At 59.0% G+C, this 18337-nt stretch carries 16 protein-coding genes and 2 pseudogenes; 8 read left to right on the top strand and 10 right to left on the bottom strand.

The genetic code is table 11. The annotated features are described in order from the left end of the window. Positions 1–1108: 1108 nt before the first annotated feature. Positions 1109–1792 carry a hypothetical protein gene (locus SO180_RS38825; protein ID WP_449384065.1) on the bottom strand — a complete coding sequence of 228 codons (684 nt, stop codon included), beginning with the start codon at positions 1790–1792 and terminating at the stop codon, positions 1109–1111. A gap of 1266 nt (positions 1793–3058) precedes the next feature. Between SO180_RS38825 and SO180_RS38830 the strand changes: the two genes are divergently transcribed. Then, the gene (locus SO180_RS38830; RefSeq protein WP_449384066.1) at positions 3059–3403 is read left to right on the top strand and encodes a hypothetical protein; all 345 of its coding nucleotides are present in this window, start codon (positions 3059–3061) and stop codon (positions 3401–3403) included. A gap of 82 nt (positions 3404–3485) precedes the next feature. Next, a complete protein-coding gene (locus SO180_RS38835) occupies positions 3486–5165 on the top strand; it encodes a methyl-accepting chemotaxis protein (protein WP_449384067.1) in 1680 nt (559 codons plus the stop codon). Positions 5166–5431: 266 nt separating this feature from the next. On the opposite strand, the pseudogene SO180_RS38840 reads toward SO180_RS38835, so the two are convergent. The 3 genes and pseudogenes from SO180_RS38840 to SO180_RS38850 all read right to left on the bottom strand — a co-directional run. Further along, positions 5432–5719: pseudogene (locus SO180_RS38840) on the bottom strand (transposase); the annotation flags it as partial. Positions 5720–5836: 117 nt separating this feature from the next. Beyond that, positions 5837–7177: an LLM class flavin-dependent oxidoreductase gene (locus tag SO180_RS38845; RefSeq protein WP_449384068.1), complete on the bottom strand. Its 1341-nt coding sequence runs from the start codon at positions 7175–7177 to the stop codon at positions 5837–5839. A gap of 40 nt (positions 7178–7217) precedes the next feature. Then, positions 7218–7553, bottom strand: a complete 336-nt coding sequence (locus tag SO180_RS38850) for a hypothetical protein (RefSeq protein WP_449384069.1) — start codon at positions 7551–7553, stop codon at positions 7218–7220. Positions 7554–7828: 275 nt separating this feature from the next. Here SO180_RS38850 and SO180_RS38855 point away from each other — a divergent pair, with 275 nt between their 5' ends. From SO180_RS38855 to SO180_RS38875, 5 genes and pseudogenes are all read left to right on the top strand, one after another. After that, complete coding sequence (locus tag SO180_RS38855) at positions 7829–8755, top strand: TauD/TfdA dioxygenase family protein (protein WP_449384070.1); 927 nt, start codon at positions 7829–7831, stop codon at positions 8753–8755. A gap of 43 nt (positions 8756–8798) precedes the next feature. Then, positions 8799–9827: an ABC transporter substrate-binding protein gene (locus SO180_RS38860; protein ID WP_449384071.1), complete on the top strand. Its 1029-nt coding sequence runs from the start codon at positions 8799–8801 to the stop codon at positions 9825–9827. Next, positions 9824–10705: pseudogene (locus tag SO180_RS38865) on the top strand (ABC transporter ATP-binding protein). The gene SO180_RS38860 and the pseudogene SO180_RS38865 overlap by 4 nt, the downstream one beginning before the upstream one ends. Then, entirely contained in the window at positions 10698–11198 is a 501-nt protein-coding gene (locus SO180_RS38870) for an ABC transporter permease (RefSeq protein WP_449384072.1), read from the top strand. The pseudogene SO180_RS38865 and the gene SO180_RS38870 overlap by 8 nt, the downstream one beginning before the upstream one ends. Beyond that, entirely contained in the window at positions 11188–11574 is a 387-nt protein-coding gene (locus tag SO180_RS38875; RefSeq protein WP_449384073.1) for an ABC transporter permease, read from the top strand. The genes SO180_RS38870 and SO180_RS38875 overlap by 11 nt, the downstream gene beginning before the upstream one ends. A 327-nt stretch (positions 11575–11901) precedes the next feature. Here SO180_RS38875 and SO180_RS38880 read toward each other — a convergent pair whose 3' ends face one another. After that, entirely contained in the window at positions 11902–12732 is an 831-nt protein-coding gene (locus SO180_RS38880; RefSeq protein WP_449384074.1) for a hypothetical protein, read from the bottom strand. Between the two features lie 358 nt (positions 12733–13090). After that, entirely contained in the window at positions 13091–13969 is an 879-nt protein-coding gene (locus tag SO180_RS38885; RefSeq protein WP_449384075.1) for a type II toxin-antitoxin system HipA family toxin, read from the bottom strand. A 152-nt stretch (positions 13970–14121) separates the two neighbouring features. Here SO180_RS38885 and SO180_RS38890 point away from each other — a divergent pair, with 152 nt between their 5' ends. Then, positions 14122–14811, top strand: a complete 690-nt coding sequence (locus tag SO180_RS38890; RefSeq protein WP_449384076.1) for a hypothetical protein — start codon at positions 14122–14124, stop codon at positions 14809–14811. A 532-nt stretch (positions 14812–15343) separates the two neighbouring features. On the opposite strand, the gene SO180_RS38895 is transcribed toward SO180_RS38890, so the two are convergent. The 4 genes from SO180_RS38895 to SO180_RS38910 all read right to left on the bottom strand — a co-directional run. Further along, the gene (locus SO180_RS38895) at positions 15344–15934 is read right to left on the bottom strand and encodes a hypothetical protein (RefSeq protein ID WP_449384077.1); all 591 of its coding nucleotides are present in this window, start codon (positions 15932–15934) and stop codon (positions 15344–15346) included. 570 nt (positions 15935–16504) lie between these two features. Beyond that, complete coding sequence (locus SO180_RS38900) at positions 16505–17218, bottom strand: hypothetical protein (RefSeq protein ID WP_449384078.1); 714 nt, start codon at positions 17216–17218, stop codon at positions 16505–16507. A gap of 193 nt (positions 17219–17411) precedes the next feature. Next, positions 17412–17675 carry a DUF3363 domain-containing protein gene (locus SO180_RS38905; RefSeq protein WP_449384079.1) on the bottom strand — a complete coding sequence of 88 codons (264 nt, stop codon included), beginning with the start codon at positions 17673–17675 and terminating at the stop codon, positions 17412–17414. A gap of 265 nt (positions 17676–17940) precedes the next feature. Next, positions 17941–18337 (bottom strand): nucleotidyl transferase AbiEii/AbiGii toxin family protein (locus tag SO180_RS38910; RefSeq protein WP_449384080.1); only part of this gene is annotated, 397 nt, incomplete at its 5' end.

Genomic DNA, 18337 nt, shown 5'->3' on the forward strand with positions numbered 1-18337 from the left:
GACGTTATCGTTGGACACGGCATATCGCTCCTTCGGTGGAGAAGTGGAGGCGTCAAGCACCCCCACGATATGCCGCCTTCACCAACTTTCGGCGATAGCTCTGCTGGCTAGCGTCGAAGCCTCAACCGTTCACTGACTGCGGAAAATAATCCTATTCAAGATTGTCCCCCGCGCTTAGATTGCGCGGGGGATTTTTATGCGAAAGACATTGCTTTTAGGCTGCCTGACGCTTGGCGGGTGCGCGGTAAACACCGTCAACACCCCGCCCACTGTGGACATACGGGGTGTTGATCAAACCAGATATCCGGATGATCTCGCGGCTTGCCAGGAACAGGCCCGCAATGGCGGCTGGATACAGCTTGGCGCGCCTGTGAGTCGCTGCTTAGAAGAGCGCGGCTATCGGGTCACTCAGCGGCTGAGTTAGATTGTGGGGGATTTTACTATGCCGGGAACACCGATCGATGCTTGGGCATCGCCCGAATAACTCAGCTCATCAGCGGACGAGGTAGCCAAACAAGCGATTCAAGATACCGCCCGCCACGAAGAGCAAATGGTCAAACTGGTCCTGTTCCAAGATGACCGCGCGCTGAGAGTTCTGGCGGTCTACGTGCCAGTGATAGTCGCCCTCACCACCGCCGCAATCGCTGTACAGCAGGCGCACAATCTGACGCTCTATGTTGGCTTGATGATTGGGGGAGTAGCCTTCAGCTTGTTCCTGGGATGCGTCAAGGCAGTCATGGTGCTGTGGCCTGCCCCCTTCCAGAAGGCCGGAATTTTGGAAGTGGGCGCTCCAACACCATATAGCTCTGCACGCTATGGCGAAAGCCTACGTAGACATTGCAGACGATACCGTTGCACACAATCAAAAGCACAACGCCTACGCGTCGGCGAATTTGACCGGGGCATACCTATGCGGCATCGCGGCTCCGTTTGTCGGAGCCGCTTTGATTTGGATGGCCTATTGGTCCCGCTGACTACCCCCGGGGCATCGGCCTGGGAGGCGGCGGCGGCGGCCTCGGAATGCCCTTCTGGACCGTTGTGGGAGGCGGTGGCGGGGGTGTCTTTCCCTGAGACATAGAGCGGAATCCCTCCTGCAGTTGAGCCCTAACTATAACGTGATTCCACGGCCTGCAGCGCGAATTTGGTTTGCATCGGAAGTCAAAAGCACAACGGTGAAGCGGAAGTGTCCATTCTCGTCGACATCGGCAATCACCCGCGAGTAGATGCCGGGCACCGGATTGGTCGGATCGACGACGTCGGGCGTATTGGAGCTGGAGACGTCGACTGCGCCGACCGGCGCGAGATACCCCGTGAACGAAACGACGCTGTGATCGAGCGACAGGTTGAGGGCAATCTCTGACTTGGACGGGAAGCTTGTGACCATCTGGTCCTTGTTGGCGGTGGTGCCGCGGTCAGTGCTGTTCGGGACCTCGAGCGATTGCAGGTGATCGCCGTCGAGCCGCAGCTCGTCGAGCATGATCTTGGCGGTGATGCCGAAGGAACCGTCGACCAGAACGTTGCTGAACACTGCCGGATAGGTACCATCGGCGGTCGCGGTGACGCAGTTGGGCGCCACGCAGTTGGGCGGCAGTTGGGTGATGCCAGGCGTGAAGGCTAGGGCCTTGCTGTCATAGACCGTGCGACTCAGCAGCAGATGACCCCGGTGGAAATGAACATCGCCGTCCCCTGCGCGCGCTGGCGCGGAGGCGAGCGCTGTGGGGGCGAGCAGCGCGAGCGCAAGGCCGGGCTTGAGCGAACGCCCGGTCAAGGGGCGCAATGCTTGAAGGATCATTGTCATTATCCTGGTGTGAAATTTGAGCGATGCGAGGGCCGCGTTAACGTCGCTGCGGCGCGCGCGAAATCTGCGCGCGGTCTGTTACAGCAATGCGAACGAGGTGCGACGGTTGGCCGGAGCATCTGGTCACGGCCGCCCGCTCGCGATGTCGCTCAACCGACCGCGACGTCGTCAAGTGTGACCACTTGGCGGTCGACAACCAATACCGCAGGGGTCACTGGAGAGGCTGGCCGGATGCAGGATTTGGGCGCGAATGTACGATTCGTTGCATTTAATCGATTGAACGAAGCAAATTGTGAAGCCTAGACGACGCACTCAGGTGAGAAATGACAATGATGTTCGTTTGGTACAATTTCGGTCGGGGCAAAGCGGATGGGGATAATGTTTGAACGTGATGGTGACTTGATATCTCAGCTTCTGCTTTACATGATCGTTTTGCTTATTCTTGCGTCTCTAATGATTGTTGCATGGCAGCTTGCCTGATGATCGAAACCGTATCGGCGCGCGTTGCTCGCCCAGTTGCGCTAGGCAAAGTGTGGGCGCTGATGATCGGCACCGGCCAGAGGTGCCGCGGCGATGAGGCGCGACACTGCTCGGACAATGGCGATACGATCGGAGGCTTCGCACCAGCGGAAATGGACGAGCGGAAGCTGCGCAGGACCCTTTGATTGAACGAGGCCCGGAAATGGAGGCAAACCCAACCGGACCTCGTGATCTAGGCGCGCATTGCACGCTTCGACCGCACTCGACCTATCATCTCTTCGATATAAAGTGAATATCCCAAATCGACTGTTTTGCTTTCGTCGAAGGAATGCCGACCTCGATTCGCGTTTTCTTGGATCACTACAAGAGAGTGCGGGTCAGTACTGAGTGCCGATACCAATGATCGGCGATCCGGCTCGCTGCCGATGGAAATTTTCGAATATTTTTCTTGTGTGTCTGTTCGTCTGTGATGGGATCAATCGCTCGTAGAATCCCAAGTGGTTCTTCGAATCCGCCGTGCCTGCTCTTTTCCTTTCATGTTGCCTGCTATCCTGAAGAATTTCCGCGCGGCTTGGATGTCTCGCGCAGAAATTCAACTAGCTTGCGCAGGTTGCGGTCCACAGCCTTGACCGACCAAAGTAGCCGATCGTTTGTGGCGCGCTAGCAGATCACGCGCATTTAAAGAAGTTTGTTAACTGACGCCGCCCTAAACGCATCGGCGGATCCAATCGCGTAACTGCAAAGCGCAGAACTGCGGACGCAGTTTCATCGAGGTGAGAAATGCTCAATGTTGTTGAGTTTCGCCGGCCGGATGCACCGGTGCAGGTCGATCGTGGGCCGACACGAATAAACGTTACCGGCAAGCGCGGCGCGCGGATCGTGCAGTTGCGGGTGCCGATGGCATGCGATCCCGATAGACGCACAGATCAACGGCTCGAAAGCGTTCAAGCGAATGCCAAGCTTACGATCGATCACGCGATCGCCACGCTCGAGCAGAACCATCATCAGATGCGAGCGGTGATACAAAAGATTGGCGACGCTTCAGCGAGGGCCAAACTGGAAGCTGCTCTCAATCTGATTGAGCAAGACCTCGAACTCGCAAAACTCAAATCTTCCAGGCTCTAGCCGACGTTCCTGCCGGACCGTCAGCTCGCTACACAAGAACATTCGAAGCAGGACTATCTCTCAATATTGGAAAGTCATAGCAGTGCTTGCAAACATTAAAATCGCCGCTCGGCTCATGATCGGTTTCGGATTGCTGCTTATGATGACCGCCGCAATCGGCGGTTACTCGGTCAATGCGTCCCGGAGCGCGAGCAGTTCGTTGGCAACTGTTGTTCGTCAAAAGAATCATGTGGTCGAAGACGAGCGCATCGAAAAGTATGTGTTTGAAGCTCGGATGCATGCGTGGATCGCCTTGGCAACTGACGATCAATCGCATTGGGCGAAGGCGGCAGAGGGCTACAAGAGGGCCTTTGCGCAGCTCGATGAGCTCGCTGCCGACACCAAGGACGTGGGTCGCCTGGCCAGAGTTAGGGACTTGAAATCAGCTGTCGCGGACGATGCAGCGAAGGCGCTTGGCCTGAAAGACTACAGAGGAAGAAACGGTGCCCTCGATACCGCCGAAGCGAAATCCGCCGTAAGTTCTGCACTCGCGGCTGGACGCCACGTTGACGAGCTCGCAGAGCCGCTCGCAAACGATTACGAGAAGGCTTCGAAAGAGACTGTCTCGAAGGCCGAAGACGAGCTTCAATTGGGTGTGACGATTGCCCTGGTTCTTGGCGCCCTTAGTATGCTCCTTGGTGTAGCCCTCTCAGTGCTTACGTCGCGCAGCATCAGTAAGCCGATTCGGGAGCTGACGGCCTCGATGTTGGACTTGGCCGAAGGCAATTTCGATGTTGTGCTCTCCGGTCTTGGGCGCAAGGACGAAATCGGCGAAATCGCCAGTGCGGTCGAGCGGTTTAAAGTGAAGGCGGCTGAGAAGGCGAAGGCGGAGGCCGCGGCAAAAGTGGACCAGGATCGGATCGTCGCCGAGCAACGAAAGGCCGACCTGCGCCAGGTTGCCGATGCATTCGAAGGTGCAATCGGAGAAATTGTCGACACCGTTTCCTCTGCGTCCACGGAGCTGGAAGCATCCGCGGGCTCACTGACCAGGACGGCGGAATCGACCGAGCGGCTGTCGATCGCCGTCGCATCGGCCTCCGAACAGGCCTCCGCTAATGTTCAAACTGTCGCGTCGGCCACGGAAGAAATGTCAGCTTCAGTGAACGAGATTAGCCGGCAGGTTCAGGAATCAGCGCGTATTGCCGGTGAAGCCGTACGACAGGCCCAGAACGCTGACGAGCGTGTGTTGTCGCTCTCCCATGCCGCCGGCAAGATTGGTAATGTCATCGAACTCATCAACACCATCGCGGGTCAAACCAATCTTCTTGCCTTGAATGCGACAATCGAAGCAGCACGCGCCGGAGATGCCGGCCGCGGTTTTGCGGTCGTCGCCTCCGAGGTGAAAATACTGGCGGAGCAGACCGCCAAGGCAACCAAGGAGATCGGCGAACAAATCACCGGGATCCAGTCGTCGACGCAAGAGTCGGTCGCCAGCATCAAGGAAGTAAGTGGCGTTATCCGCCGCATCTCGGAAATCTCTTCGGCCATTGCCTCGGCCGTGGAAGAGCAAGGCGCCGCCAATCAGGAGATCGCCCGGAACGTGCAGCAGGCTGCAATCGGTACAAATGAGGTCGCCTCGAATATCGCAGAAGTTAACCGCGGAGCGGGCGAGACTGGCACGGCATCGACGCAGGTACTTGCTGCCGCCAGATCCTTGTCTGAGGACAGCAATCGCCTCAAGCTGGAAGTGCATAGATTTCTCGCCACGGTCGGTGCGGCTTAGGACAGCGTTGGCGCACTTAAAGGCGAAAAAGCAGCGGTCGAGAGCGATGACCCTCGTTCAATCCCAAGGGCCCACGACCTTGTGCAGATTGAAGCCTTTAACCAGAACGTGCTGAGAGGGTAGGCTTGAAGAGCTAGTTGCCTTCCAACGACCTTGAAGGCCGCCGCTATTTGGTAGTTGTTGTTGAGGTGCCTGAAGACCGGGAAAGGGCGACCGACCGTCCGCGTCGGCGCAAAGCTCACGTGGCGTGAGGGGACGGCATCGTGGCGTTCGATGCTCGGCAGCACCAACTCACGGACCTTGGCCAACACTTGCTGGTCCGACCAGTCGCCTTGACCGACAAAATGAAACAACGACTGGTGTTGCGCTGCTGTCCGCTCAGGAGCCGTGATCGCCGCCATCGGCTCGACGCTCTTACGATCGCAAGGCATCGTCAGACCCGTGCAGTAATCGCGAAGCGGTTTGGCTCGGTCCGCGCGCCCGATCACGCTCGTAAGACCCTCAACATACGCCGAAAACCGCGACGCTACGTCCCCCGATTTTGCTAGACCCATCTCAGCCTCTCCGCATGCTGAAAAGATGAGTCTTCTCAAATATATGATTCTTCTCGGCAACGGCCGCGACACTCTGACTCAGTAAGACTAGATGCCAAACGAAGAAGAGAGAAGCGGTCATGCGGTTGCTTGGATGCGGCTGGAGAACAAGCTGTTTGGACGGTCAAGGCCGTAGTGCTCGCGCAGGGTTGTGCCCGTGTACTCGTGACGAAACAGGCCGCGTTTGCACAGGATCGGTACGACCTGCTCGGCGAACAGATCAAATCCTCCCGGCAGCCATGGTGGCATGACGTTGAAGCCATCGGCGGCGCCATTTTCGAACCAGGTCTGGATATTGTCGGCGATCTTCTCCGGCGGACCAGCGATGACCCAATGGCCGCGCGCACCGGCGAGGCGCTGCACGAGCTGACGGATCGTCGGGTTTTCGCGATCGACGATGTCGACGATGAGCTTGAAGCGGCTTGCGACGCGATGCGCACCATCGATGTCGATCAAATGGCGCGGGAAGGGGCCATCGAGATCGAAGCCGGTGAGGTCGAGCCCCGTCATCTGGCGGAGCTGGGTGAGCGAGAATTCCGGCTGAATCAGCCTATTGAACTCTTCCTGGAGGCGGTCGGCTTCCACTTGCGTGCTGGCGATGAACGGAGAGATGCCGGGCAGGATCTTGATTTGATCCGAGCTGCGGTCGAATGCGCGTGCCTGGCGCTTGATGTCGGCATAGAATTCCTGCGCGCTCGCCAACGTCTGGTGCGCGGTGAAGATCGCTTCCGCAAAGCGCGCGGCAAAGGCGCGTCCGTCCTCGGACGAGCCAGCCTGGACATAGACCGGCCGGCCCTGCGGCGTCCGCGAGATATTCAGCGGACCGCGCACGCGGAAGTGCTTTCCGATGTGGTCGATCGTGTGGATCTTGCTGGTGTCGGCGAAAATGCCGGAGACTGGGTCATTGACCAGCGCGTCGTCTTCCCAACTGTCCCACAGGGCGGTGATGACATCGAGATATTCCCGCGCCCGCTCATAGCGTTCGTGATGCGGGGGGTGCTCGGGCAGCCCGAAATTCTGGGCGGCCTGCGACGAGCTCGTCGTCACGATGTTCCATCCGGCCCGCCCGCCGCTGATGTGATCGAGCGAAGCGAACAGCCGCGCGAGGTTGTAGGGTTCGGTGTAGGTCGTCGACGCCGTCGCGATCAGGCCGATGCGCGTCGTGGCCGACGCGATCGCGGTGAGGAGCGTGATCGGCTCCAGCCGGAAGCGTTGCGCGTAACGGACGTTGTCCGATAGCACCGGGCCGTCGGCGAAGAAGACCGCGTCGAACTTGTGGGCTTCGGCGCGTTGCGCCAGCTCCTGATAGTAGGTGACGTCGAGAATGCGGTCGGTCGTCGAGGCCTTGTGACGCCAGGCGGCCTCGTGATGACCGTCCGGATAGATGAAGAAGTTCAGGGAAAGCTGCCGCTTGCTCATGGTCTGGCTCGCAAATATTGGTCGTCGTCGGATCGCGGCCTCACCGGGCGCGCGTTAAACCGGACTCTATGTCGACGCTCGCAAAGCTGTCGATGAAATGAATTTGCGTTGTTACCCGCGAAGCGAGCATGAACCCTGTGAGCTTGTCGCTGATCGGAGATGAGTGCGTTCCTGCCGATGGCGTAAGGCGAATGAATCGGGTCTTTCGCGGGTCGGTTGGCCTGATTTTCCCTATGATCGCGTGCTCGCGGCGCTCGCGCGGACGACATGATCGCAAATATTTCCATCTCCGCGTGACCAACGAAGCGATCATTGCTCGCTGCGGAAAACAAAGCTGGTTTCGTTTCATTGACTGGTCCGCGATCGCTTTTACCATCTGCAGGGTCCAAGCAAGAGTCGTTCACCATGCGGCAATCCGATCCACACGTCGTTCGCAAAGGAGCCCGGCCGATGGCGCTGTGTGCGCCGTGTCGCGCTGACGCGATGGTGGAGAGCTGTACCGCCGGGATCCGTGTGCCGCGAACGGTCTAGCCAGCAACGTGATCCCCTAGGACCAAATCCAAGAAACCACCCATCCAGTCTCCCCGCCGACCCAGCTGTACGGCGCACGGCGGAGCTTTGTTCAGAAATTCAAAACGAGAGATCACGATCATGAGCAACGCGACCACCATCGACAACGTCATTCCGCGCGCCGATATCGTCAAACGTGCCGCCCGGCTCGGCGCCGAGATTCGGAACGTCAAGCTGTCCGGCGATATGTCCGACGACGTCATTCGCGCCATCAACCGGGTGCTGCTCGAGCACAAAGTCATCTTCTTCCGCGACCAGGGGCATCTCGACGATGTCGAGCAGGAGCGATTTGCCGTCCGGCTCGGCAAGCTCGTGCCGCATCCGACGGTCGGTGCGACCAAGGGAACGTCATCGATTTTGGAACTGGACTCCGGCCGCGGCGGTGGCCGCGCCGACCAGTGGCACACGGATGTCACGTTCGATGCCTATCCGAAGATCTCGGTGCTGCGCGGTGTCGTGATCCCGCCCTATGGCGGCGATACCCTGTGGTCGAACACGGCGGCCGCCTATCTCGACCTGCCGGCGCCGCTGCGCAAGCTCGCCGACGAGCTCTGGGCGATCCACAGCAACGCCTATGATTACGCCGTGAAGACGCGCGCGAGCGAAGCGGACCGCAAGCACTTCGACGAGGTGTTCACCGGCACCATCTACGAGACCGAGCATCCGGTGGTGCGGGTCCATCCCGAAACCGCCGAACGCACGCTCGTGCTCGGCAATTTCGTGCAGCGCTTCGTAGGCTTGCCGAAATATGACGGTCAGAAGCTGTTCGACCTGTTCCAGTCGCATATCACCGCACCGGAAAACACGGTGCGCTGGGCTTGGCAGGCGGGCGACGTCGCCATCTGGGACAACCGTGCGACCCAGCACTACGCGATCAACGACTACGGCGATCAGCATCGCATCGTCCGCCGCGCCACCATCGATGGCGAGGTGCCGGTGAGCGTCGATGGTCGTCACAGCGTCACGCGCATCAAGGCGCCGAAGCCGCAGACGGCAAAGGCTGCCTGATGAAGGCTGCTCGATCTCCGCATCATTGACAGGATTTGCCAAAATGAACGCTTTGTTTGGATTTGTTCGTGCGCGGTTGCTGCTCGCGGGCGCTCTGGCGCTGGGCCTTGCAGCTCCGGCCTTCGCCGAGCCGCCGCTCGACAAGACCGAGATCCGCTATCAGGGCTGGGCAGGGCAGGTGAGCTTTATCGAGCTCGCCGACGACCTCGGCTATCTCGCGCCGCTGAAGCTGAAATGGGTCGGCAACACCATCAGCGGTCCCCAGGACATCCAGACGGTGGTGACCGGCGATATTGACATCGGCGGCGCCTTCTACGGTGCGATCCTCAAGCTGATCGCAGCCAAGGCACCGATCAAGGCGGTGGTCGGTTATTACGGCTCCGATGCCAACACCTATTACGGCTACTACGTGAAGGACGACAGTCCGGTCAAGACGGCCCGCGACCTGATCGGCAAGAAGGTTGCCGTCAACACCCTGGGCGCGCATCTCGAGTTCGTGCTCCGCGAATATCTGGCCCGCAACGGCCTTTCCGCGAGCGAGGTCAAGCAGTTGACGCTGGTGGCGATCCCGCCGGTGAGCGGCGAGCAGGCGCTGCGCCAGGGCCAGGTCGAGGTGAGTGCGCTCAGCGGCGTGCTGCGCGACAAGGCGCTCGAGCGCGGCGGCATCCGCTCGCTGTTCAACGACACCGATCTATTCGGCCAATTTACCGGCGGTTCCTATGTCCTGCGTGACAGGTTCATCAAGGACAATCCCGACGCGTCGCGCAGGCTGGTCGAGGGCATTTCGCGCGCCATCGCTTGGGCGCAGACGACACCGCCGGAAGAGGTTCGAGCGCGCTTCGACAGGATCATCGCCGAACGCAAGCGCAATGAGGATGGCTCCTCGATCAAATATTGGAGGAGCACCGGCGTGGCGAGCAAGGGCGGCGTGATCTCGGACGCTGAAATCCAGGTGTGGATCGACTGGCTAGAGAAGGACGGCTTGTTCAAACCGGGCCAGATCAAGGCCTCCGATACCTATACCAACGCGTTCAACTATTTCCGCCCTGGCAAGACGGCGGAGGCACAATGACCCAAGTGAAAACCAACCAGGTCAAGATCAGCTTCGAGCGCGTCCGCAAGGAGTTCGTGACGCGAGGCGAGGGGGGCGGTCCGGCTGGCCGCTTCACGGCCCTGGAGGACATCGCGCTCGACGTCCGCACCGGCGAATTCCTGGCCCTGGTCGGCCCAAGCGGCTGCGGAAAATCCAGCCTCCTCGATCTGCTGGGCGGACTGACGACGCCGACCAGCGGTCGGATCCTGCTCGATGGCCAGCCGATCACGGGACCCGCGCGCGACCGCGGCATCGTGTTCCAACAATACGCGCTATTTCCCTGGCGCACTGCCGCGGAGAACGTCGAGTTCGGGCTCGACATCGCCGGGCTCAAGGCGGCGCAGCGGCGCGAGATAGCGCGGCATTTCCTCGATCTCGTCGGCCTGTCTGGCTTTGCCAGCCGCTACCCGCACGAGCTCTCCGGCGGGATGAAGTAGCGCGTCGCGATCGCGCGCAGCCTTGCCTACGATCCGGAGGTGCTGCTGATGGACGAGCTGTTTGCCGCGTTGGATGCACAGACGCGCGAGACACTGCAGACCGAGTTGCTGCGGATCTGGCGCGCGACCGGCAAGACGATCGTCTTCATCACCCATGGCATCGACGAGGCCGTGGTGCTCGGCCAGCGCGTCGCCGTGATGACCTCGCGCCCGGGCCGGATCAAGCAAATCATCGACATTCCCCACGCGCTGCGAGGCGAGGTCGATGACGTGTGCTCGCTGCCGGAGTTCGGCCATGTCAGGCACGAGGTCTGGAGCCTGCTCCGCGATGAAGTGCAGAAGGCGCAGCAGGGTCAATTGAACGGCGGCGTCGCCACGCGTCGCGTTGACCGTAACGTGAAGGAGGTTGTGCATGTCTAGCCTTGAGACGCTGACGCTGCTGGAGCTCGCGCACGGGCGTCCGAGCTCCTTGTCCGACGTGGCACGTCGTCCATCGCCGATCGTCGACCGCCTTCATGCTGCCGTGCGCTCCCTCGGTGCACTCGGGCATCGCTCGCTGCTGCTCATTGCGCTGCTGTCGGTATGGGAGGCAACCCCGCGACTCGGCTTGATCGATCCGGTGTTCCTGTCGCCGTTCTCGGAGGTGATCGCCGCGGGCTGGCAGCTCGCGCAGACCGGCGAGCTCTACGACGACGTGTCCGCAAGCCTGCTGCGTGCCCTGAGCGGATTTCTGATCTCGGTTGCCTTGATCATCCCGCTGGGCCTTCTCGTCGGCTGGTACGCGCGGCTCGGCGATCTCCTAAACCAGTTCATCGAGATCTGCCGCAACACCGCGCCGCTGGCGCTCCTGCCGGTGTTCATCCTGCTGCTCGGAATCGGCGAGATGTCGAAGATCACCATGGTTGATCTATAGCTGCGCTTGGCCGCTGCTGCTCAACACCATCGGTGCCGTCAAGCAGGTCGATCCACTCCTGATCAAATCGGCACGGACGATGGGCGCGAGCCCGCAGCAATTGTTCCGCAAGGTCATCCTCCCGGCGGCGCTTCCGACCATCTTCGTCGGCATTCGCCTTGCCAGCGCGTCCGCCATGCTCGTGCTGGTCGCCTCCGAGATGGTCGTTGCTAAGGCGGGGCTCGGCTATCTCATCATCAACAGCCAGTACAGCTTCCTGATCCCGCAGATGTATTTCGGCATCCTGGGCATCACGGTGATCGGGCTGGCGTTCAACGCCGTGCTCGAGGCGCTGGAGCGGCGCTTCATGCGTTGGAAGGCGCCGGTGGTGGCATGAGCCGCGGGTCCGACTGCAATCGTTCAAATGGGGAGATGTGACCAATGACCACTCAAATCCACCGCGCCGAGCGCAGGCCCGCACCAAGCGAATCGGTTGAATATGACGCCGACGTGCTGGTGCTCGGTGGCGGGCCGGCGGGCACTTGGGCAGTGGTGAGCGCGGCGCGCGCGTGGTGCTCGCCGACAAGGGATTCTGCGGCACATCGGGCTTCAGGCACGAAAGCCAAATGTTCCTGCTGAACACGGTAGCCCTCCTTACGCTGACTGCATTGCGTTCTCTTTCCCGTTCAGCCCGGTGACCAGGCAAATTGTCGTGGGTTTCGCGTTACCGGCGGCTAGCCGACGCGTCATGCACGCAACGCGCCCAGTTCGAATCGTCCGCGGCCGATCGTCGAGCCCCTTGGTTGCCGCTTGGACCGGCGATGTACGGATTCGGTTCGCTGGCCGTCCGATACTCGTCCAGATTCCCACCGCGAAACAATACCTCAGTCTCTTCCATTGGTGTTTTGCTCAGTGCCACCATGAGGTCTATATCCGCATCTATTATCTCGTCCCTATCTTGGACGTCCATTCGGAGCGAAATGCTGTTGATGATCCCTTCGGGCGTCCAGATGGTCGCCCTCGGTACCGTGTAGCTATACAACGTTGTCGCGTTATTGGCGATTGCCCTCGCCCAATGGTCTCGTGAAACGACCAGTTTTGAGGCGTCCTTGACCAACGAGACGAAAGGTGAGTTCGTCAGACCGCGCATGTGCCGTCCGGCCGTGCGCGCCAGATCCAGAGGATATTGTTCCAGAGAATGGCTAACGGGAGAATGTTCGCGCGCCAGGGTACGTACGTGCGATATTGCGTTCGTCTTGTCTTCCGTGCGTGGCTTGCAATGGCTGGCATCGTTCTGAAAACGCTGCAGCTTTACATACGACGATGCCACTACGTCGTCGAAAATGCCATCGCCATCGACGCTGCTAGCCGAGGACCCTGTCGCTGTCGACCATTGAGCTGATCGCTGCCCGGCCAGCTCGATGTCGTTCCTAAGCGCCCCAACGCTCGCGCCGGTCAGTGTTGCGGCAAGCTGAGCGCGCGCCTTAACGAATGACGAGGCTCTGCACCGTTCCCCTGCCCGAATCGCGCGCGCTCTCACGTCGCCTTCCGTCACTGCCGGGGGCAATCCAACCTCGGTTGCCATCAACACAGAGGGCGAGTGTGCTGGTGAGCTGGGCTGTGGACTCGTGGTGCTCGGTTGTTGTCCCGCCGGGTCAGTTGAGTTGGTATTCACCTCGCCCCTTTTGGACATATGCACTGGCATTGTCAGGTCTCCCGTCGGCGATGCCGGATACCACCGCGCATTCGTGCTTTCCGGGGACAGCAATTTGGGTAACGCTCGTGCCATCCTCCCCAATGAGAAAGCTAATTCCGTGCCAAGGATGTCCGCCCCCTCTAAAGCGGCAGATCACACTTGAAAGAATTCGCAGCCAGTCGCTTCCTTGATCCTGTGGTTCATGCGCTCGATCTGGTCATTGGTCTAGGGAAGCGGCCGAATCGATGTTCCTTGGATTTGCGAGCACGTTCTTTGCATTTGCAAATCGCCCCTGGTCGCCAACCTCCAGCGCTAGATCACGATGTTCCTGCGAAATAACCGGCGAGGGCGTCAGATCATAAGCTGGCGAAAGCTGCCAAGTCCGCTCTTTGGCTACCAGCGCGTGGTTGCGAAGATGATCATGCAGGTTGGAAGTCAGCGCATTGAACGTCATGCGTCGGAAAAGTTCTTTGGCATCCCTTTCAGGCTCCTCCGTGACCCGGCGCATCTCCTCTGCCATCAATACGTAGGACCAGCGGTCGCGCATCTCGACGGCTTCATCGGCTCGCAGAACGGTTAGTCCGCTAATCATCCGCGAACGCGTTATCCCTTGTCCGTCTTCGTGCGATCGAAGCGCTTGGCGAGAAACGTCCTTAGCACCGATGCTGATAATGCGGCTCTCAACCACGCGAAGACCGCAAGCCTTGGCCAACTCAAGCATCGCGTGCTCGACGCGCGTGTTGTTCCAGCGGTCATCGGGGCGGTTGAATTTTGCGATCCAGAGACCGTCGTCCTCTACGACAGCTTTCGGACGGGCTCCGCCCATGGAGGTGCCTAAGAGCATCAAGTCCTGAACCTGTGCGGCTTCCTCGGTTTTTACATCTTGCTCACGCATCAAGGCTTCGGCGATTTCCTGAAGCTTTGCGAGTTCGGGCGTCTTATTGAATTTGCGACGTGGTGCCGGAGGTTGTTGGCCAAGTCCAAAACCAGCGCCCCCGTCGTCGGCTGAGTTCAGGAGGTAATCGAGTTCACCTAGCTGAGGAACTCCGGCATGCTTCTCGATGATACAACGACCCCAGTAGTCACGGGTCTGCATCGCGCAACGCGCCAAAGATGCCATTCAATCGGCCTGTTTCGTAAGTCTCGCCCGATAGCTTAAGCTCGACGGGATCAATTGCGACCGCATCTCCTCGTGAGAGATACGACTTGCCGTAGACGAAGCGGCCCAATGCATTGCCACGGCGATCCTTGGCGAGCTGGAAGCGGCCGGCGGTTATCGCCGGTTTGACCGGGCAGCGTGATGTAGACGAAGCATTCGGTGTTGCCTTTAGCCTAGGCCAACCGGCCGAATGGCGAGATTTTAGAAGTTGGTTAGACGGAAACGAGCCAACAAAAGTCGCCGTTACAGGCACGTCTCTCATTGCGCAAAGCAAGCAGCTGTACGAGGCCTGGTCAAAGCAATACGGCGTCCGAAACTCCTTCTATCGCTTCACGGACGAGGTGCTACCACCTGACGCGTTGCAGCGGCTGCTCGCTGGCATCGAATACCTGATACTCAGCAATCCTCCTACGATCACCCAACAGAATGGCGATGACGATAAAAAGAAGAGGTGGTTGTTTGAGGTGCGCAATCGCTTTACTCATGGCGCGCAGGTGAATAAAGGCTTTCATCCTGAAAGATTTGGACCGACGCCACTCGCGCGGCAAAGTAAACAATACCGGTTCGGACCCCACTCCTGGGAGGTTATTTTTGTGGAAGTTGGCCAAGGCGTGTCATTGAAGCTGTTCGGTGCGGCCTTGCCACTAAGATTAGGAGATATTCAGCCGACGCCTTTGACGTACTTAGCTCCTGGTCATCAGATTTGCATTCAGGCGTTGGATCCCCCTCGGTTCTGTCGTTCATCTGGTGAAGCACCCTATTCGCTTCAAGAAATCTGACGAAGGCGAAGTCGTGTCGGCATGGCTCCAATAGCCCTGGCGAAGGCGATGGAATACAAAAAGAGTGCGGGCTATCCGAGACTCAATCGAGCCGTTCAATGACTTCCGCCGGTAGTGCGAGAAGGCGAGCGCAAGCGACGCATGGTAGCGGTGCACGCCTCCACGGACCCGATAGCGCCGTTGGCCGGAGTCAGCTAGCTCGACGAAGATTGCGGGAAGCGAAACGTCGTCCCGAATGCCGATCAGAATGCGTATCATTCGATCATGCCGAAAACCGTTGGCGTCGAGCGGATACCCTGATCTGCGCAACGGTACTTCAATATCAACCAGTGCGATGCACTGATGCGGATCATCACAACGATAGGCGTTTCGCGCCGGCCCAAAATCCTGCACGCCGGCTTCTTCCAGCCATTCCGACGGAATTATCATGGACTCGGGCATAGCAACCTAAGGGCACGGGAGTTCTTTTTTGGTGACGACGGGCATTCCACAATCCAAGCCGCACATCATACAGCATGCTGGCTGTTCGTCCTCACGACCCGTCTTTGGAAAGTATGTGCGGGTCGGGTGTGAAGACGAGGGCGCCGGGCATCGCAGGTGTGTTGGGCCAAGGAAAAGCGGATTCAGGAAAAATTGGAATTGCCGAAGGTTCGTTGTTGATTGCATTCGCAAGCTGGCGACCGAATGAAATGAATGCTTCCATATCGTCAGCTACTTGTCGTAGCTCGCTGAGCCTCGGAACAGCCATCACGGTATTGCCCCGCTTGGACGTCTTGAACAGCACTGTGTGTTCGCTTCCAGTCCAAGCTAGATTGGAATGCATTAAGTGATTTCGATTGTCCGTCAGAACGGCCGAACCTTTGAAAAAGTGCTCTACGAGTTCGTTGGCTTGCTCGGTCCACTCATGTCGCGGTAGCATTTGCCGCGCGAAATATTGGCAACTTGCAGTGCCAATCTTCGAGGCTATCTTTGTTGCTGCATCCACACCGCTTCCCGTCACTGTAGCCAGCATGAAGATTATCACCGACTCAAGTTCAGCGAATTTGATGCTCACGACGCCCATTGCAAATATGCTCTTGCGCGGACCTATTGGATAGGCGGGCCAACCGTCGACTGCTTCCATGCTACTGCCCGTCTGACATTTGCACTTCTTTTTCAGCGACCATACATGCCAGAAGCGCTTCACCTTTATTCCAACTCGCCTTCTTTGCTTCTTCAATTCTGTCGTGGCATTTCCTGCAAATGGCCACTAAAGGTGAAATGTCGTCACCGGATAAGACCCTCGGCCGATAATCCCTGTGGTGAACTTCTGTTGCCCGCGAAGGACAACACGCGCATTCGTAGTCCGCCGCAGCCAAGACGCGCTTCCTAATTGCGCGCCATGTCGATGTCTTGTGATAAGCTTCGTAGTACCCGTCTGGCAGCCAGCCAGCGAAGGCGACTAGGAACAGGTCAGGGTCGCACCTCTTCGCATCACATCTCCAAAAGAAGCTAGCAAACGAGCGACGCTGGCTTTCGGGCCATGTAGCTGGGTAGCGATCAAAATACTCGCGACATTGCGCGTCTGTCGGCTCTGGATCGGGTGGGATAGCTGGTAGTGGCATTGTCTGCTCTGCTTTCTGCACATTCGCGGCAGCGGGATACAACTACCGCTCTGGCCGCCAACAGTGCAGCCGCATGTCGCTTCGTCGTCTCATCGCGCGTGAGCTTCCGCAATATTGGGTACAGTTTGCAGTCGCCGCCCCCTCCACGTCTTGTCAAAAAGTAGCTGGACGAACGATGCTGATGGCCACTCACGAAGTATCTGACGTCGGTCAACTCGTAAAAAGCGGTATTGATCTTCCGAGTGCAGGCGGAATACAGCGCCATTTGGCGCGGTGCTATCGATAGTTGTCAGGTCAATCGACATATCTTGCAAATCATCGACCGGAACCTTGACTTCAATTCCACGACTGAAAAGTGCAGCGGTTCCTATTTGCGCTGGCCGCCCCCAAATCGAGATGCGCCCTTGGATCGCAGCGTCTCGCAGAGATTCGTCAATGTCATCCTCTAAGAGATGGTCGGCGCGACTGTCACTATAGTAGAGGCGACCGATCGACCACTTGGATCGAACATGGATGTAGCGGAATGCCTCGCGCAAATCCCAATCAGGGCTTGGATCAACGGGAAATTCATGATCCCTGACGGCTCGCCAAATTTGGGGAAGCAAGAACGTGGCGACCGAAAGTCCTGCAAAAAATGCGGCTAGCAGGGGATGTGCTGCATGAGTTGTCCACCAAGACTCGACAGGTGCGATCAACTTCAATGCCGCTCCCCAATCTTTGGGCGGAGTGAAGTCAAAGAAAAAGGATAAGACGAACCCAACTATCGGCAGCGCGCTGCCGAGATGTTTCAGCTTAAAGCGCATATGAGTGTACCTATCGGATTGTCGCCGGACGCAAGATCTGATCGAATTGCGCCGACTCTCCCAGTTGCTCTCATCATAGTCCATAAGCAGCGCCAAATCTCGGCCCCCCTAGGGCGGCCGGATCGGCGCAACCGCATACGGCACCGACTTGATTGCACGTTCACTGAACCGTTTGGCAACCGCATCGCGGTCCTCACCCGATCGTCGACCGCGCCCCATCGGCGCCGGCAACGCGCTGTCTTAGAAGCGAAGCGCTCTGCTTCGATCCCGTCAATTGCACGACGAGCTCAGGCCGGCGGCGGTCCGGCCCAATTGATGGCTGCAGGCGCCGCTCAGAGGCTGCGCTACAGGCTGAGCCCCGGTTTCTTCCAAATGTCCACTCGATGCCACCGTCGTCGCGCTGAAGGCCGCTGATGTGCTGGCCAATGCGCTTCTCGAGGAGGGGTTGCCAGGGCACAAGCTGAAAGCCAATCCCCGTTGTCGATCACGGCGAAGCGCCCGCTGACGAGACTGGCGATGCCAGCGCGGCAGCCATCTACGTACTCGCCGCAAGTGCGTCGGGCCGCGCTTTCTTGCCATCTGTTGGCCACACGATCGGCCTCCTGTCGCTCAAGAGTCGCCATAGTGCCGACAGCACATTCTTGAGTTCGTCTGGTGGACGTTGCAAGGATCTGCGAGCGAACAATGCCATGACGTCGGTCTAGGCTCGCCTCCGTTTGCATTTACTCCCAGGCGCTGCGGTCGGGGTTCCAGCGACCGCTCGCGCTCTCAGGCAAACCGAGAGCGGTGAGTATCGGCTCGAAGAATCGACGCAACTCCGTCAATAGCTCATCGAATGGCGGCGGCGGCAGTGTCGGCGGGTTGCGGCGCAAAAACCCTGTCCAGAGCGCTTGTTTGTCCGCCATCTCAGCAAACTGCGGCGTCAGCGCCACCGGCGTCTCCGTCGGCGCAGTGGTCTCCCGCCTTTGGAGGGTGCCGGCGATGGCCTCGACCAAAGTAGAGAGGTCAAAAGGGAAGGTGCGCGCCGTGACCCAGATGTCGTGGAAATCTTTGATCCGGCCATTCGTTTCGCCGAAGCGAAGCATCGCTTCGAATTTCTCTGCCACGACGGTCTCGGGC

The sequence above is a fragment of the Bradyrhizobium sp. UFLA05-112 genome (assembly GCF_053572325.1).

Coding starts and splice junctions, on each gene's coding strand:
- SO180_RS38825 (WP_449384065.1), bottom strand. CDS start 1,792: ATGATCCTTCAAGCATTGCGCCCCTTGACCGGGCGTTCGCTCAAGCCC.
- SO180_RS38830 (WP_449384066.1), top strand. CDS start 3,059: ATGCTCAATGTTGTTGAGTTTCGCCGGCCGGATGCACCGGTGCAGGTC.
- SO180_RS38845 (WP_449384068.1), bottom strand. CDS start 7,177: ATGAGCAAGCGGCAGCTTTCCCTGAACTTCTTCATCTATCCGGACGGT.
- SO180_RS38850 (WP_449384069.1), bottom strand. CDS start 7,553: ATGGTAAAAGCGATCGCGGACCAGTCAATGAAACGAAACCAGCTTTGT.
- SO180_RS38855 (WP_449384070.1), top strand. CDS start 7,829: ATGAGCAACGCGACCACCATCGACAACGTCATTCCGCGCGCCGATATC.
- SO180_RS38860 (WP_449384071.1), top strand. CDS start 8,799: ATGAACGCTTTGTTTGGATTTGTTCGTGCGCGGTTGCTGCTCGCGGGC.
- SO180_RS38870 (WP_449384072.1), top strand. CDS start 10,698: ATGTCTAGCCTTGAGACGCTGACGCTGCTGGAGCTCGCGCACGGGCGT.
- SO180_RS38885 (WP_449384075.1), bottom strand. CDS start 13,969: ATGCAGACCCGTGACTACTGGGGTCGTTGTATCATCGAGAAGCATGCC.
- SO180_RS38895 (WP_449384077.1), bottom strand. CDS start 15,934: ATGGAAGCAGTCGACGGTTGGCCCGCCTATCCAATAGGTCCGCGCAAG.
- SO180_RS38900 (WP_449384078.1), bottom strand. CDS start 17,218: ATGCGCTTTAAGCTGAAACATCTCGGCAGCGCGCTGCCGATAGTTGGG.